Source organism: Sporolactobacillus laevolacticus DSM 442 (assembly GCF_000497245.1).
Classification (GTDB): domain Bacteria; phylum Bacillota; class Bacilli; order Bacillales; family Sporolactobacillaceae; genus Sporolactobacillus; species Sporolactobacillus laevolacticus.
In genome coordinates this window covers 55,510-71,990 of sequence record NZ_AWTC01000005.1, presented here as the reverse complement: position 1 = coordinate 71,990, position 16,481 = coordinate 55,510, and the positions used below count along the sequence as shown (strand labels likewise).

Genomic DNA, 16,481 nt, shown 5'->3' with positions numbered 1-16,481 from the left:
GTCGCATCAACCGATATAATGATTAAGTTTTTATTATTTGTTATGCTTCGGTATCGTATGAGTGTTACATACCTCTGATCGTTCTCCTCGTTCGCAAAGTTGTCACAACTGCAAGAGTTGTTCATTTTCCGCTCTATTATCCTGAAAATCTCCGTGACTCATCCTTTAGACCTATATATTGTATTGAACCTTCTCTTGAAGATACTACATATTGTTTTATAATGATTTTTATAGGAAGATGTAGGGGGTCGACAGGGATGATTAAAGAACCGGTGCTGAAAGAGAAAACGCTGGATGATAAAATACGCGACTTGATTAATATGGATGAATATGTCGCAAACGAGAATGCAAATAAAGATGAAAAAGTATTTAATACGCAGCGTGATTTGCTTGCGGGTGTGACGGCAAGGGATTACGCCCTTCGCCATATTCTCCCGGAAGAATTCGCTCATGCGCATAATCAAGGGATTATCCATTTTCATGACCTAGATTACTCACCTTTTTTCTCCATGTACAACTGTATGCTGATTGACTTCAAAGGCATGCTGGAAAAAGGATTTTCAATAGGGAATGCCGATGTGGAACGGCCGCGATCCATCAAAACAGCGACTGCTTTGGTCGCTCAGATTGTTGCCAATGTATCTTCAAATATTTATGGCGGAACATCGTTTAACCGCGCAGACGAAGTGCTGGAACCTTTTGCGAGAACCAGCTTTGATAAATATTTGCGGACAGCGAAAAATTGGCTATCAGATCCGGCAGAACAGGAAAAATATGCGTATTCGATGACTGAAAAAGAGATCTATGATTCGATGCAATCTCTTGAATATGAAATAAATACGCTATTTTCAAGTAACGGTCAAACGCCATTTTTCACACTTAATTTTGGTCTTGGCCGCTCATGGTTTGCACGTGAAATTCAAAAAGCGATTCTGAAGGTCAGGATTATCGGCCTTGGCAGAGATCACAAGACCGCAGTTTTTCCAAAACTCGTGTTCACCATTAAGCGCGGCTTGAATCTAACCAAAGATGATCCGAACTATGACATTAAGAAACTGGCTTTGGAGTGCTCGACAAAACGCATGTACCCGGACATCCTGAACTATGACCGGATCGTTGAAGTCACCGGAGATTTTAAGGCGCCGATGGGCTGTCGTTCATTCCTCCCCTCCTATCAGGAGAACGGACAGTACGTTACGGACGGCCGAAACAACATGGGTGTGGTGACCCTGAATATCCCGAGAATCGCCATCGAATCGACCGGCGATCAGGCGGCGTTCTGGAGCCTCTTTGAAGAAAGACTGAATCTTGTCTGCCGCGCGCTGCTGTTCCGCATCCATACGCTGGATAAAGTGGAGGCCAAAAACGCACCAATCCTCTACCAATACGGAGCAACCGGCAAGCGGCTGCACGCCGACGAACAAGTTCGGGATATATTCAAGAATGGACGGGCAACGGTCTCAATGGGCTATATTGGGCTTTATGAGGCGGCAACCGTGTTCTATGGACCTGATTGGGAACATAATGACGAAGCTAAGGCGTTCACACTCGATATTGTGAAACGTTTTAAAGAAGTATCATTGGAATGGCGGGAAAAGACGGGCTATGCGTTCAGTGTCTACGCAACCCCGTCTGAAAGCTTAACCGACCGCTTCTGCCGTCTAGACAAGCAACACTTCGGAAGCATCGAGAATATCACCGATAAAGATTATTATACAAACAGCTTCCATTACGATGTGCGTAAGAAGATCAATCCATTTGAAAAAATTGATTTCGAGAAAGACTATGAACCGTATACAGCCGGAGGATTCATTCATTACTGCGAATTTCCGTCATTGTTGAACAATCCTGAGGGACTGGAAACGGTTTGGGATTACACCTATGACCGAATCGGATACTTTGGTACGAACACGCCGATCGATAAATGCTATGAGTGCGGCTATGAAGGTGAGTTTGAATCCACGGCCGAAGGATTTAAATGCCCAAGCTGCGGCAATCACAATCCGGAAACCACTTCCTGCATCCGCCGATTGTGCGGGTATCTCGGCTCAGTAATCCAGCGCAAACCGATTAAAGGACGCCTGAAGGAAATCAATTGTCGAGAGAAGCAGCAAAGCTGAGGGAAATAACGGAAGGGAGGCCGGCGCGCGGATACGTGATTTCAACTCGCCGGACACATAAAGAGAAATGAATTATGCTGATTATAAACGTTTCGATTTTTTGAATGGGACGGGGATCCGTCATTCACTTTTTGTCAGTGGCTGCCACTTCCACTGCAAGGGATGCTGGAATGCGGTCGCCTGGAACCCTAACTTCGGACAGCTGTACACCGATACTGTTGAGAATAAGATTATTGAAGACTTGAATTTGCCTGAGGTCAATGTGCAAGGTCTCTCGTTACTTGGTGGCGAGCCCTTCGATCATCCCGAAACATTGACGAAGCTCGTCAAAAGGGTTAACCAAGAATGTGCGGGTAAGGATATTTGGTGCTGGACAGGTTTTCAGTTCGAAGACTTGCTGCATGATCCTAAGAGGCGGGAAATGCTTAACCACATTGATGTGCTCGTCGATGGGCAGTTCGATATAACGCAAAGAAACCTGAAATTGAAGTTCCGCGGATCATCCAACCAAAGAGTGATCAATGTGAAAAAATCAATTAAAGAAGATCAAATCGTTTTGCAAGCTTAATAGTTAATGATCTATAGTCACCAAGCGAAAGAAAAACATTGGTGGCTATAAAATTCATTAAAGTTGAAAACGCTTTCAAAATATGTGAATTATGTAACATACATACTATTTTTGTAGTGCTATAACGAAGGGGTGATCCGAAACCAGTATAAGGGGGCAACAAATGATGTATGAATCTTTGTTTCAACCTATTAAAATCGGGAAACTGGAAGTTAAAAACAGAATTTCTATGGCTCCAATGGGTGCTTTCGGTTTGGTCGACAATGAGGGATGCTACAGTCAACGAGCAATTGATTACTATGTGGAACGAGCTAAGGGAGGTACTGGGCTGATTATCACCAGTATAACTAAAGTCGAGAACACGTTAGATAAAGTTGTCTCGGGAATTATTCCGGTTGTTTCAGAAAATCCTGGCAGGTTCTTAATGACCTCGACAGAAATGACCGAACGCGTTCATGCGTATGGCTCGAAAATATTTTTGCAATTGACAATGGGATTCGGGAGAAGCGGTGTTCCAGGCGCATTATTGACTGCACCGCCAGTATCTGCTTCAAGTATTCCAAACTATTGGAAGCCATCAGTAACATGCAATGCACTCACTACAGATCAAGTTGAATGGATTGTCCAGAAGTTTATCGAAAGCGCTGACATAGCCAAGAGAGCAGGCTTCGATGGCGTAGAGATTCATGCTGTGCATGAAGGGTATCTACTTGACCAATTCACACTTGCTCTTTTCAATAGAAGAACGGATAAATATGGCGGTGATCTCAGAGGACGGCTTACACTTCCGATTGAGATTGTTCAAGGAATTAAAAAGCGATGTGGTAAAGATTTTCCGGTAGGGCTGCGCTATAGCGTAAAGAGCTGCATTAAAGATTGGCGACAGGGCGGTTTGCCAGATGAGGATTACGTTGAAAAAGGACGCGACTTAGAGGAAGGCATTGAGGCTGCACAAATTCTGGAAGCTGCAGGATATGACGAATTAAACACAGATATGGGAACCTATGACGCATGGTATTGGTCGCACCCGCCAATTTATCAAAAGGAAGGCCTATACCTGCCCTACACAAAAAAATTGAAAGAAGCAGTAAATATCCCGGTTATCGTTGCAGGTAAGCTTGGTGTTCCGGAAACAGCCGAGAAATCATTAATAGATGGGGCGGCTGATATGGTCGGACTAGGAAGACCGTTGTTAACGGATCCCTATTGGCCGAAGAAAGTTCAGAACCATCAGGAGGAACAGATTCGTCCATGCATTGGCTGTCATGTAGGCTGTTTGGGGCGAGGCTTTGAAGGAAAGCCCTTGAGCTGTGCGGTGAACCCGGCTTGCGGCAGAGAACGGTACTATGAACCTAAGCCTGTATCAGTGGCAAAACGCGTACTGGTTGTTGGGGGTGGAGTGGCCGGAATGGAGGCTGCTCGTATTGCAACGATGCGCGGTCACCAAGTTACGCTTTATGAAAAAAGTGAGACATTGGGCGGTCAGATTATTCCGGCTTCAACACCGGATTTTAAAGTGGATGACAGAAGGCTGATCGCGTGGTATACGAATGAAATGAAGCGATTATCGATCCCGATTGTCTATGAAACGGAAGTTACAGAGGCACTTGTGGAGAAAGAAAAGCCAGATGTTGTCATTATCGCCACAGGCGCAAAAGAAGTTCAACTCAATCTTCCCGGATCAGATAAGGACAAAGTTACATCATCAATTGACATACTTGGCGGTAAGAAAAAAGCTGGTGATCAAGTACTAATTGTCGGAGGCGGCCTAGTAGGCTGTGAAACCGCATTATATTTGGCTCAGCAAGGAAAGAAAGTAACGATTGTTGAAGCGCAAGAGCAAATACTCAGTAATGGCGGAGGAAAACCGATTCCGCATATGAATAAGATTATGCTCGTTGATTTATTAAACAAATATAAGGTGGCCACGATAACCAATAGTTCGCTGACTGAAGTAACTGATGAAGGTGCCGTGTTGACCAATACACATTTCCAAAGACAATCTGTGTCCGCTGATACAGTGGTCATTTCTGTCGGTTTTAAACCCGATCAGAAGCTGTATCATAGGCTCAATGGAAAAGTAGCGGATCTGTACATGGTTGGTGACGCTTATCAGGCAGCTAATATCATGAACGCAGTATGGAGTGGAAATGAGATCGGCATGAATTGCTGATGTTCTAAAAAAATATCAAAAAAGAAACAGATGGAGTGCACACTACCACGTGTGAGCTCCATCTGTTTCTATGTGTGATCTCATTCGCTTTTTTCCAAATCGTCCATGGCGAGGTTCGCCAATTGGTCGGCGCGCTCGTTAAATTCGACGCCATGATGCCCCTTAACCTTGTTGAAAGTAATCTGTTCCTGCTTTTGTGCTAGCTCATTAAGCCGAATCCATAGTTCTTTATTTTTAACAGGCTTACCGCCTGCAGTTTTCCATCCCTTCTTGATCCATCCGGGTATCCAGCTGTTCATACCGTTGACAACATAGGCACTGTCTATATAAAAAGAAACAGGGATCTGTACTGATTTTAATGCTTCCAATGCGCGAATTGCTGCTGTTAGTTCCATCACATTATTTGTGGTGTCCTTTGCTCCGCCACGCAGTTCTTTGATGTGATCGCCATATCTTAAGATAGCCCCCCAGCCGCCGACATTATGATCACTTTGATTGCCACGGCATCCGCCGTCACAATAAATAATAATTTCGTCCACTCATGTTCACCTATCTTTACCGATTTTCATTTTCACAAAAGCATTTCTCTGTTGTTCAGGAAAAATCCTCTTTGTGATTGGATTTCACAGATTGCATGACAATCCTGTATGAATCAGTATAACAAAGAGGTAACTATTGCTCGAGTGTCACTTTTCTTCATACCTGTTTTCTTCGGATCTAATTGAGAAAAAAATGATGAAATACTGTAAAATGATAAAGTAAGATATAGAGAGATAAATAGATGGACTGTAGCAGAGGAACAGACTTCTAGATACGGGATAGGGAGTGTTTTATTTGAGAATCGCGGTGCTTGGAGCCGGAGCGATTGGCTGCTATTATGGAGGACTTCTGGCTAAAGAAAATATGGATGTTCATTTTATAGCCAAAGGACGGACGCTCGAAAGATTACGAGACAATGACCTGATCATTAAGAGTATCTATGGTGATTTTTCACTGCCGGTTCAAGTAAGTGATGCGACGCATCTGGAAAATGATCCTCATTTTGATTACATTTTGCTTGCTATAAAATCAACAGCATTGGAAGCGGTCATTCCTGAATTGAAAGCTTTGATCGGTCCGAAGACGAAGATTATATGCCTGCTTAATGGCATTGGCAATGAAGAACGGTTAGCAGACGAATTTGGTGCTGAGCATGTGGTCGGTGGGTCGGCCTTTATTTCAATAATTCGTGAAGCACCTGGAGTTGTCAATCATGTCGGTGAGGGCAGGCTTGTCATTGGCGAATGGAAGACAAATGATTCGTCAGATTCAACACTTCCTGAATTGGCAAAAGTGTTTCAAAATGCGGGTATCCGTATTCAGCTGACCGACCATATACGTCAAATTAAATGGGAAAAATTATTATGGAATATTACGTATAACCCATTGACCGCGCTGACGCGTACACGTGTGGGCGAGGCGCTAGCTGATCCGGATCTTACTAAACTATTACAGCGTGTTAAGGATGAATTTGTTTCCGTTGCCGACCATGCTGGAATTAGCATAGGACGTGACTATCAAGAGAATTTACTGTTCCCTGATGAAAAGGTACAGAATCACAAAACATCCATGCTTCAGGACTTTGAGAACGGACGCGAGATGGAGCTGGACGCGATTCTCGGCTTCGTTATTAAGACAGCCGAAACCTATGACGTTTCAGTGACTACAATTGAAACCATCTATCATCTTCTTCGCTTTATGGATCGTCAAAACCAGAAAGCGTAATCGCTACTTTTCACGGGAATTTTTCAATGAAAAGGAGAACAGGATGGGCAAACAGAAATTTATCGCTTCAGCCACGATGCTATTAATCATTCTTGGATGTGCACTCGTAATCACGCTCTTGGTGCATAATAAAGATGAAGGTAAAACGCTGTCTGCTGCTGCAAGTCATCCGGAGAAGCAGCAATCAAAGGATCAGACATCAGTTACGCAGAAAGACAAGCCTGTAAAAAAAGTGCGCAAGTTTGAAGTGGAAGTAAAGGAAAAAAAGCTATCTGCGCCTTATGTGAGTCAAAAACCCGAACTGCCGAACGGCTGTGAAGTCACGAGCCTGACTATGCTTCTGAAATCTGCCGGAATAAGCGTTGATAAGCTGACGCTGGCCAGTCAGATAAAAAAAGTACCTTTTGAATCAGACGAGTTCATGGGGAATCCGAATGAGGGATTTGTCGGCAATATGTATCACGGCAGTCGCAGTAACCCAGGATATGCTGTTTACCATAGGCCTGTGGCGGATCTGGCACAGAAGTACTTAGGTCGGCGAGTGATCGATCTGACGGGAAAACCATGGTCTCAAATAGAGAAACAAATTGCTTCGGGCAAACCGGTTTGGACGATCACCAGTATAAACTTTCAACCTGTTCCAGAGAGTGCATGGCGGGAATGGCGCACAAGGCAGGGAACGATACGTATCACTTTTCAAGAGCATTCGGTTCTATTAATAGGGTATGATGAAAAGAATGTCTATTTTAATGATCCGCTTGCGGGCGGACCAGGAAGCAAAGCGAATAAAGCTTCTTTCGTGCAAGCATGGAAACAGTTTGGCAATCAGGCCATTTCATATACATCCAAATAAAATGCAATTTGAGAGCCTTGAGGGGCTCTTTTTTTATTGCCTGTTTTTCGCAAAAAGTTTTGGGACAAAGATGAAAATTAAGTCTGTGAAAAACTTTGGATGCCTCCGTTTAACTTATAAAAGAAAGGGGTATGGAAGGAACATGAACAACACACAAATGCTTCTAAATTATTGATTCTTCAATAATGCATGCTTGGGTTTTCTTTTTTGATTAACTGTGACTTGCAATACCTGAATCGTAAATCGATGAACAAAAACTGTGTAGAGTGAGAAAAAAACATGGTGACGACAAAAAAACAAGTAGCTAATGGCCTTGAACGTTATGATTAGAACGTGTCAGTGAGATGCTAAACGGATAAAAAGATTGTGCCAAACAACCTATTGATTAATGCGTTTTCATTAATTTTTTGTTAAAAACCTAGTAAAATCAATGTTTTGACTAAACAATTTCCATAACTTTCCGATATAATGGTAAAAATATAATCTATCATTTTTATTATACTCGGGGGTGGCTTATTATGAGCCCAAATCGTAATTTAACTATTATCGGCACTTTCGCCGCGGCAGCAGCAGTTGCCGCTGTCACTGGAGCACCTTCGCACGCATCAGCAGAAGATAACTTCACACCGTACAAAGGACAGGCAACTGCGAACTTGAATGTACGCAGTACACCAAGCACCGATCAGCAACAAATTGGCATGTTGAAGAAGAATCAGACTTTTGATGTTATTGGGATAGATAAGAAAAGCGAGAAAGGAAACTGGCTGAAGATTAAATATGACGGTCGAACAGCGTATGTTGATGGTTATTATGTGATACATGCTTCGGACGCACAGACGCAAACACCGACATTGTCCGTTCAATCAATTGCGAACTATCAGGGTGAAACAACAGCGAATCTAAATGTTCGCCTTTTGCCGTCCTCGAAGGGAACCGTTTTGACAACTCTGAAAAAGGGAACAACCGTAACAGTCACAGGAAAAACAAACGATGGTTGGCTTCAGATCAAATATAAAGATGGATCAGCTTATGTTTCTAACGATTACATAAAACAGGCGGGCACTTCATCGGTGAGTACTCCGTCCAATGCCGCAACGCTTTTTACAGGCACTACAACAGCGAATTTGAATGTGCGTTCGGGGGCGTCAACCTCAAGCAAAGTCCTGACAACTTTGAAAAAAGGAAGCAGTGTGGATGTTGTTGAAACAAATGGTCAATGGCTGAAAATCAAATACAATGGCGGAACGGCCTATGTGTCCAGTGACTTCGTCAAGAAGCCCGGCAGCAGCTCAAGCAATTCCGGAACGAGCAATTCACAGCAAAAGGTCCTCTATTCCGGAAGCACGACCACGAATCTGAATGTGCGTTCGGAGGCGTCAACCTCGAGTAAAATCCTGACGACTTTGAAAAAAGGGAGCAGTGTCGAGATCGTTGAAGTCAGCGGGAATTGGTTGAAAATCAAATACAACGGTGGAACAGCCTATGTGTCCAGTGACTACGTCAAGAAGCCTGATAGCGGCAGTTCAAATAACTCCGGAACAAATAGCTCAAGTAATTCAGGATCCGGAAGCTCAAGTGAATCGGTTCTCTACACGGGGACCACAACTGCAAATCTGAATGTTCGCTCAGGGTCATCAACTTCGAGTAAGATTCTAGCGACTTTGAAAAAAGGGAGTAGTGTCGAGGTCGTTGAAGTCAGTGGTGGTTGGCTGAAAATCAAATACAACGGCGGAACAGCTTATGTGTCTGACAGTTTTGTGAAAAAGCCTGATAGCGGCAGTTCAAGTAACTCCGGAACAAACAGCTCAAGCAATTCAGGATCCGGAAGCTCAAGTGAACCGGTTCTCTACACGGGGACCACAACTGCAAACCTGAATGTTCGCTCAGGGGCATCAACTTCGAATAATGTTCTGACGACTTTGAAAAAAGGAAGCAGTATAGAGGTGGTCGAAGTCAGTGGTGATTGGCTGAAAATCAAGTACAATGGCGGCACTGCCTATGTATCCGGAACGTACGTTACAAAGCCCAATAGCAGCAGCGGATCCGGTCAATCATCATCCGATTCATCATCTTCAGATTCTCCATCTTCATCAACAACGCTTGGCTTAATTACAACGGGCGTCAACTTTCGTCAAGGACCCGGAACCTCATATAATAGTTACGGTGTGCTAAAAGCCGGGACGCTCGTTGAAATGCTTGCTGATGCCCCGGATGGCTGGAAAAAAATAAGTTATGATGGAAAAGACGGCTATGTTTATGGAGATTATTTAAAAAACGAGACAACAACAACCATTCAGGACGGCAATTCTGCTTACATCACTACAAAATATCCAATTTCCTTTGGACAAGCGTTAGTGAAAGAACAGGCAGTGAACAGTAGTGCGGATCTTGCGAACTATTTAAATCCAAAGAACTTTGCAAAAGGCAGTGTCGAATACTATCAGTTTCTAAAGCTTTCGTCTCTAGCAAATATTTCTACGGCAGATATGAACGCACTTTTGAATGGTAAAGGCATTCTTTCAGGATACGGTGATGCATTTAGACAAGCGGCGGCGGATAGTAAAGTGAACGAGGTATACTTGGTTGCTCACGCGCTGCTTGAAACCGGGAATGGTAACTCGACACTTTCAAAAGGTGTCGTGTACAACGGCACAACCGTCTACAACATGTTTGGGATTGGCGCTTACGATGGAAGTGCAGTGAATAGCGGAGCCGCCTATGCCTATAGCCATGGCTGGACGACGCCTGCTAAAGCGATCGAAGGTGGTGCAGCTTGGATCGCTACAAATTATGTCTATAATTCAACTTACCACCAGGATACGCTGTACAAGATGCGCTGGAATCCGGAAGCACTCGTGATGGGGAACGCCGCGCATCAATATGCGACAGATGTTGGTTGGGCAGTTAAGCAAACACCAATGATTGACAGCATGTACAGTATCATTTCTAAATACAATTTAGTTTTTGATGTTCCTGAATATGCGAATTGATAAGCAAAAGAAAAAGGTGTACGGAAGATTGAACTTCCGTACACCTTTTCTCATACGATCAATTTTTTGACTTTCTTCTTTTGCATTAAAGGAGAATAAATGCAGCGAAAACAGCTGCGAGAATGAAACGGTAAATCGCAAATGGTACCAAAGTGAAACGTCTTAGTAATTTAAGGAAGAAAACAATGGCAAGCATCGCGACAACAAATGCGGCGACAAATCCTGTCACAAAAAGAGGAATATCACTTGCATGCAGGAACTTTAGACTTTTTACGAAATCAATACCACTTGCGCCAATCATCATTGGAACAGCAAGAATAAATGAAAATTCCGCAGCTGTTTTTCGCTCAACACCAGCAATGAGACCGCCGGCAATTGTTGAACCAGATCGTGAAAAGCCAGACCAAATGGAAAAAATTTGGAATAACCCGATGACAAACGCCTGTTTATAAGATAATTCTTTTGTTCCCATCCCAGATCTTTGGCTCGTAATGCGTTCGGCAATGATCATCAAAATGCCGCCGACCACGAGTGCAACAAGAACACTCTGATATGAAAAAAGATACTTTTTAATGAAATCATGCAGAAGGATACCGAGAATTCCGGCTGGTATGCCTCCAATAATAATGTGTAGTAAATTCAAATGTTCCGGACCGTTTTTTGGTTCATTACGATAGAAGCCGAATAAACTCCACAATCTTTTCCAATAAAGAACGACTACAGCCATAATCGAACCTAACTGAATGATAACATCAAATGTCTTTGCTGTATCATTTGTAAAATGGAGCAGTTCTCCAGCAAGAATCAAGTGGCCTGTCGAGGATACTGGGGCGAATTCAGTTAAGCCTTCTACTGCACCCATAATGATTGCAATGAGTAAATGAGTCAATAATGTCACCAACCTTAAAATCGGATATATTTGTATTCTTCGAATAAGCCTTTACATTATAGCATAATCAAGTTTCGTATCTTTAACTTTATCAGAGGGGGCAGGTTAATTATTTGTAATAGAATTTTTACTTCTAGAGAGATTGATTGCAGCATAGATTGATTGAGTGGATAAAAAGATAAGCGAAGCAAAACAAATTGCAAATAAGGGTTGACTTATCGCATGAGCAATGTATAATGAATATCACACAAGTCAGAAATGACTGTAATAGGAACATTAAAAGTCTATGAAGAAGAGAGTAACAGTGGAATGCTGCACAAGCGAGCCGGGTTGATGGGAGCCGGCGTAGTTGAAACTGTGAACCGCACTTCGGAGGCGACAGCCTGAATAATTGTAGGACTGTCCGGGAACTCCCGTTATAGAGTCTTAAGCAGATTCCCTTTTTGAAGTGACGTTCAATCGAACTTTTTGAACCGGTGTTCAAAAAGAAGGACAAAAAGAGCCGAGCAGATCGAGGAAACGCAGTTTCGAGCACCGGAGCGTATGCATGAATACGTGAGGAACGGAGAAACAAGTTGACGATGAGATGCGACAGGGATTTTTCCCAGACTTTTTGAACCTTCATTGTGGGAATAACTAGAGTGGTACCGCGGGCATAGTGATCAACGCTCGTCTCTTTTCTAAAGAAAAGAGGCGGGCGTTTTTAATTTTTTCTGCTCGAAAATCTACTCGTTTGAGGACTTTTACACAATTGCATTTTATCTCTCTGAAGTATTAATGAGACATCGGAAGAAAATATTGTTTGTTAATTGGAGGCATTACAGGTGAAAGTAGGCGTTGTTGGGGCAAATGGTTATAGCGGCATTGAATTGATTCGCTTGCTGCTGAACCATCCGCAAATCAAATTGGAAATGCTGATTTCTCATTCCACTAAGGGTGAGCAGCTTCAAAATATCTACTCGCATCTTTCGGGTATTGTCGAAAAGACGCTTGAGGATTTCGACGCGGATGAGCTTGCAGCGAGGACTGAGGTCGTATTCTTCGCCACTCCTGCTGGAATCAGCAAGGACCTACTTCCTGAATGCCTGAAACGCGGATTAATCTGCATTGATCTTTCTGGTGACTTCAGATTGAAAGATCCGCAGGAGTACGCTGACTGGTACCACAAAGATCCGGCAGATGCGGCACTGCTCAATGACGCAGTGTATGGATTGTCGGAGATCAACCGAAGGCAGATTCAGGGTGCGAACTTTATCTCTAACCCTGGCTGCTATCCGACAGCGACGCTGCTTGGTCTCGCACCGGTTCTCAAAAATAAGATCATTGATCTAAGTTCCATCATTGTCGACGGAAAGTCAGGAATTTCCGGATCAGGAAAAAAGGCAATAATCGGAAACTTGTTCAGCGAAGTTAATGAGAACGTGAAGGCATACAAACTTGGACAGCACCAGCATACACCTGAAATTGAACAGACCATTGAGGAAATTAGCGGAGAAAAACACGCGATAACATTTACTACTAATCTTATTCCGATGACTCGCGGATTGATGTGCACGATCTATGCGACGCTGGAACAAGGCTTCTCAACACGAGAGCTCTTAGACCACTATGAAAAGTTCTATGAAAACTCACCTTTTGTTCGAATAAGGCCTCTTGGTACGTGGCCATCAACAAAAGAAGTGCTTGGCTCTAATTTCTGTGATATTGGATTAAATGTTGATGGACGAACGAGGCGTCTGACCATTGTTTCGGTCATCGATAACGTGGTTAAAGGTGCTGCCGGCCAGGCAGTACAGAATCTGAACATTATCAAGGAATGGGATGAGCAGACGGGACTCGCGTTCACCCCGATCTATCCGTGAGAGGGCGAAAATAGTGGAAGAAATGATAAAAACACAGACATCATTCATTCAAGTTGAAAATGGCAGTGTTGGTACACCGAAAGGTTTTCATACAGGCGGGCAAAACATCGGGTTGCGCACAAAACGTCCGGATATGGGCTGGATTTATTCAGTCACTCCGGCCTCGGCAGCAGGCGTCTATACGACGAACCTGTTTCAGGCGGCACCGCTTCAAGTTACTCAGGCCAGCATTGCTGAAGAACAGAAACTCCAGGCGGTACTCGTTAACACGGTGAGCGCGAATTCGTGTACGGGGCAGGAAGGCATTGATAATGCTTATACAACAAGAGCATGGATGGCCGGTCATTTAGGAATACCTGATCATCTCGTTGGCGTTGCCTCTACCGGTGTGATCGGATTGCAGCTGCAAATGGATAAGATGGAAAAGGGAATAGCCGCTATTGCTCTGAACGAACCGAAAGCCCCGTTTGAAGAAGCGATCCTTACAACGGATACAAAGCCAAAACATTTGGCGGTTCAATTCGAGATTGACGGCAAGAAAGTGACGATCGGAGGGGCATGCAAGGGTTCCGGAATGATTCATCCGAACATGGCAACAATGCTCGGATTTGTGACAACCGATGCAGCAGTTGCTCCTGATGCTCTGAGTCACGCGCTTAAGGCAGCGGTCAATAAGACGTTTAACCGGATCACCGTGGATGGCGATACAAGCACTAATGATATGGTACTTGTACTTGCCAATGGTATGGCCGAGAACAAGCTGTTGAATGAACAGCACCCTGAATGGCAAGCCTTTCTTAAAGGTCTTCAGATGGTCTGCCAAGGGCTTGCCAAGTTCATCGCCGCAGACGGTGAAGGCGCAACGAAGCTGATCGAGGTTCAAGTGTCCGGAGCCAAAGATGATCACTCGGCCGAAGTCATCAGCAAATCAATTGTCGGTTCAAGCCTTGTCAAGACGGCGGTCTTTGGAAGCGATGCGAACTGGGGTCGTGTGATTTGCGCAATGGGATACAGCGGCGAATCCTTTGACACAAACAAAGTATCGATGGCACTTGGAGACGTTGTCCTTTTTAAGGATGGCATGCCTGTTGCATTTGATGAAGAGAAAGCGACAGAGTACCTGAACGGAGACAGCGTCGTCATTAAAACGACACTGGGTGAGGGAAATGGTGAAGCAGTGGCCTGGGGCTGCGACTTAACCTATAACTATGTAAAAATTAATGCGTCTTATCGTTCGTGAGAAAAAATGATGTCAGGAGGACAACAATGAACCGTTATCTGGTGATTAAATGTGGAGGAAGTGTTTTTGATAAACTGACTCCCGCCTTTTATAAAAGTATACAGGCGATCCAGGCGGAGGGTGAGTGGCTTCCCGTGATTGTGCACGGCGGCGGTCCGGCGATCACACAGATGCTGGATAAACTGGCCATTCCAACGGTTTTTCATCATGGTCTTCGTGTGACAACACAGGAAGTGCTTGATGTGGCAGAAATGGTATTGAGTGGAACAATGAACAAACAGCTTGTTTCGAATATCTGCGCATCAGGTGGCAAAGCAATCGGTCTTAGCGGCATCGATGGCGGCTTGTTCACGGCAAAGCCAATGGCATTATCGAAACTTGGTTATGTTGGTGAAATTACAGCAGTTGACCCGACCGTTATCACCTGTCTCTGTGAACAAGGATTTATTCCTGTGATCTCTCCAATCTCTATGGACGATAAAGGCCAGCATTACAATATAAACGCGGATCAGGTAGCCGCGGCGATTGCGGCATCATTGAACGGAAAATTATGCTTTATCAGTGATGTTCCCGGCATTCTGGTCGAAAAAGACGGAGAACTCACGCGATTGAAACAAGTGTCCGATCTGGAAATTGAACAGCTGATTAAAATGAAAAAAATCAGCGGCGGCATGATTCCAAAAGCGAAAGCAGCGGTAGACAGCTTAAAACAGAATGTCCAGGAAGTTGTGATTGTGAATGGGATGATGCCGGAATGTCTGATTGATTATACGAAGGGCGTCGAAGTCGGAACAAAAATATTCCTTGAGGAGGAAGCACTTCATGCTTAAAACAAAATCTGAAGAAAAAATCGCACCGGTAATGGCTGCTTATGGACGTTTTCCAATAACCATAGAAAAGGGTAAAGGAAGCTATGTTTGGGACAGTGAGGGTACAAAATATCTTGATTTTACAGCAGGTATTGCAGTCCTTGCGCTCGGTCATGTACCGGATGCTGTTGAAGAAGCGCTGAAGAAACAGCTCGATACACTTTGGCACTGTTCAAACCTGTATCACATTGCACCGCAAGAGAAACTTGCAGAAAAGCTGACCGGCCTCACATGCTGTGATCAGGCGTTTTTCTGTAACAGTGGTGCAGAAGCGAACGAGGGAGCGATCAAATTGGCGCGACGTTATGCCAATTTGGTGCTGGGCAAGCCGGAAGGACATATTGTTACCTTTAATCATTCGTTCCACGGCCGGACGCTTGCGACGATGACCGCCACTGCTCAAGAGAAAATTCAAAGCGGCTTCGGTCCTCTTGTTCCTGGATTTAAATATCTTTCTTACAATGATGATGCATCCGTACAGGCGATCATTGATGATGAAGATTGCATCGCCGTCATGCTGGAAATGGTTCAGGGTGAAGGCGGCGTCATTCCTGCAGACAAGACATGGGTTCAGAAGCTCGCAGCTGTAAGCAAGGATAAAGGTATTCCGCTGATTGTTGATGAAGTGCAGACAGGAATGGGCAGAACCGGTACACTGTTCGCCTATGAGCAATATGGCATTGAGCCGGATATCCTGACGGTAGCAAAGGCACTTGGTTCAGGTATTCCGATTGGCGCCTTCCTTGCGAAAAAGCATGTGTCCGAACTCTTTACACCAGGAACACACGGGTCAACATTTGGCGGAAATCCTTTTTCAACTACAGCCGGTGTTGCAACGATTGAAGCTTTTGAAAAGCAGGATGTACTTGCCCAGTGCTTGAAAAACGCGAAGTATCTTACACAAAAGTTGAATGATCTTAAAGAAAAATATGCGAAAAAACTGACGGCTGTCCGCGGCTTAGGTCTCCTGCTTGGTGTTGAGACCGCCGCCCCGGCAATCGATGTCGTTAATGAACTAAGAGAAAAGCATCACGTGCTCATCCTAACAGCCGGAAAGCATGTATTGCGCATTTTGCCGCCGCTGGTAACGAATGAAGCGGAAATTGATCAATTTATTGCTGCTTTTGACGATGTATTAAAAGAACAATAATAA

At 44.2% G+C, this 16,481-nt stretch carries 12 protein-coding genes and 1 other annotated feature; of the genes, 10 read left to right on the top strand and 2 right to left on the bottom strand.

Annotation, left to right across the window (positions count from 1 at the left end; genetic code table 11):
• Positions 1-221 precede the first annotated feature (221 nt).
• From nrdD to P343_RS25615, 3 genes are all read left to right on the top strand, one after another.
• On the top strand, positions 222-2,120 hold the full coding sequence (nrdD, locus tag P343_RS25625) for an anaerobic ribonucleoside-triphosphate reductase (protein WP_084297742.1): 1,899 nt from the start codon (positions 222-224) through the stop codon (positions 2,118-2,120).
• 67 nt (positions 2,121-2,187) lie between these two features.
• A complete protein-coding gene (gene nrdG, locus P343_RS25620; RefSeq protein WP_023509622.1) occupies positions 2,188-2,688 on the top strand; it encodes an anaerobic ribonucleoside-triphosphate reductase activating protein in 501 nt (166 codons plus the stop codon).
• A 163-nt stretch (positions 2,689-2,851) separates the two neighbouring features.
• Positions 2,852-4,861, top strand: coding sequence for an FAD-dependent oxidoreductase (locus P343_RS25615; protein ID WP_023509621.1), 2,010 nt, complete (start codon positions 2,852-2,854; stop codon positions 4,859-4,861).
• Positions 4,862-4,941: 80 nt separating this feature from the next.
• Here the strand turns inward: P343_RS25615 and rnhA are convergent, their stop codons facing one another.
• Positions 4,942-5,400, bottom strand: coding sequence for a ribonuclease HI (rnhA, locus tag P343_RS25610; RefSeq protein ID WP_023509620.1), 459 nt, complete (start codon positions 5,398-5,400; stop codon positions 4,942-4,944).
• Positions 5,401-5,695: 295 nt separating this feature from the next.
• Between rnhA and P343_RS25605 the strand changes: the two genes are divergently transcribed.
• The 3 genes from P343_RS25605 to P343_RS25595 all read left to right on the top strand — a co-directional run bounded on the left by P343_RS25605 (position 5,696) and on the right by P343_RS25595 (position 10,468).
• A complete protein-coding gene (locus P343_RS25605) occupies positions 5,696-6,625 on the top strand; it encodes a ketopantoate reductase family protein (RefSeq protein ID WP_023509619.1) in 930 nt (309 codons plus the stop codon).
• 43 nt (positions 6,626-6,668) lie between these two features.
• Positions 6,669-7,478, top strand: a complete 810-nt coding sequence (locus P343_RS25600) for a C39 family peptidase (protein WP_023509618.1) — start codon at positions 6,669-6,671, stop codon at positions 7,476-7,478.
• A gap of 518 nt (positions 7,479-7,996) precedes the next feature.
• On the top strand, positions 7,997-10,468 hold the full coding sequence (locus P343_RS25595; RefSeq protein WP_023509617.1) for an SH3 domain-containing protein: 2,472 nt from the start codon (positions 7,997-7,999) through the stop codon (positions 10,466-10,468).
• A gap of 85 nt (positions 10,469-10,553) precedes the next feature.
• Here the strand turns inward: P343_RS25595 and bacA are convergent, their stop codons facing one another.
• Positions 10,554-11,357 carry an undecaprenyl-diphosphate phosphatase gene (bacA, locus tag P343_RS25590; protein ID WP_023509616.1) on the bottom strand — a complete coding sequence of 268 codons (804 nt, stop codon included), beginning with the start codon at positions 11,355-11,357 and terminating at the stop codon, positions 10,554-10,556.
• Between the two features lie 277 nt (positions 11,358-11,634).
• Positions 11,635-12,037 (top strand) — a binding site (T-box leader).
• 144 nt (positions 12,038-12,181) lie between these two features.
• Between bacA and argC the strand changes: the two genes are divergently transcribed.
• The 4 genes from argC to P343_RS25570 are packed head-to-tail and all read left to right on the top strand — an operon-like array spanning position 12,182 to position 16,478.
• A complete protein-coding gene (gene argC, locus P343_RS25585) occupies positions 12,182-13,219 on the top strand; it encodes an N-acetyl-gamma-glutamyl-phosphate reductase (RefSeq protein ID WP_023509615.1) in 1,038 nt (345 codons plus the stop codon).
• 22 nt (positions 13,220-13,241) lie between these two features.
• Positions 13,242-14,459 (top strand): bifunctional ornithine acetyltransferase/N-acetylglutamate synthase, encoded by a 1,218-nt coding sequence (argJ, locus tag P343_RS25580; protein ID WP_031263765.1) that lies wholly within the window; start codon positions 13,242-13,244, stop codon positions 14,457-14,459.
• Positions 14,460-14,485: 26 nt separating this feature from the next.
• Complete coding sequence (gene argB / locus P343_RS25575) at positions 14,486-15,289, top strand: acetylglutamate kinase (protein ID WP_023509613.1); 804 nt, start codon at positions 14,486-14,488, stop codon at positions 15,287-15,289.
• A complete protein-coding gene (locus tag P343_RS25570; RefSeq protein WP_023509612.1) occupies positions 15,282-16,478 on the top strand; it encodes an aspartate aminotransferase family protein in 1,197 nt (398 codons plus the stop codon). The genes argB and P343_RS25570 overlap by 8 nt, the downstream gene beginning before the upstream one ends.
• The last annotated feature ends 3 nt before the right edge of the window (positions 16,479-16,481 follow it).

Excerpts from the sequence above, each read along its gene's own strand:
- P343_RS25600 (WP_023509618.1), top strand. The coding sequence starts at position 6,669 with ATGGGCAAACAGAAATTTATCGCTTCAGCCACGATGCTATTAATCATT.
- P343_RS25615 (WP_023509621.1), top strand. The coding sequence starts at position 2,852 with ATGATGTATGAATCTTTGTTTCAACCTATTAAAATCGGGAAACTGGAA.
- nrdD (WP_084297742.1), top strand. The coding sequence starts at position 222 with ATGATTTTTATAGGAAGATGTAGGGGGTCGACAGGGATGATTAAAGAA.
- P343_RS25595 (WP_023509617.1), top strand. The coding sequence starts at position 7,997 with ATGAGCCCAAATCGTAATTTAACTATTATCGGCACTTTCGCCGCGGCA.
- argB (WP_023509613.1), top strand. The coding sequence starts at position 14,486 with ATGAACCGTTATCTGGTGATTAAATGTGGAGGAAGTGTTTTTGATAAA.
- argJ (WP_031263765.1), top strand. The coding sequence starts at position 13,242 with ATGATAAAAACACAGACATCATTCATTCAAGTTGAAAATGGCAGTGTT.
- P343_RS25570 (WP_023509612.1), top strand. The coding sequence starts at position 15,282 with ATGCTTAAAACAAAATCTGAAGAAAAAATCGCACCGGTAATGGCTGCT.
- nrdG (WP_023509622.1), top strand. The coding sequence starts at position 2,188 with ATGAATTATGCTGATTATAAACGTTTCGATTTTTTGAATGGGACGGGG.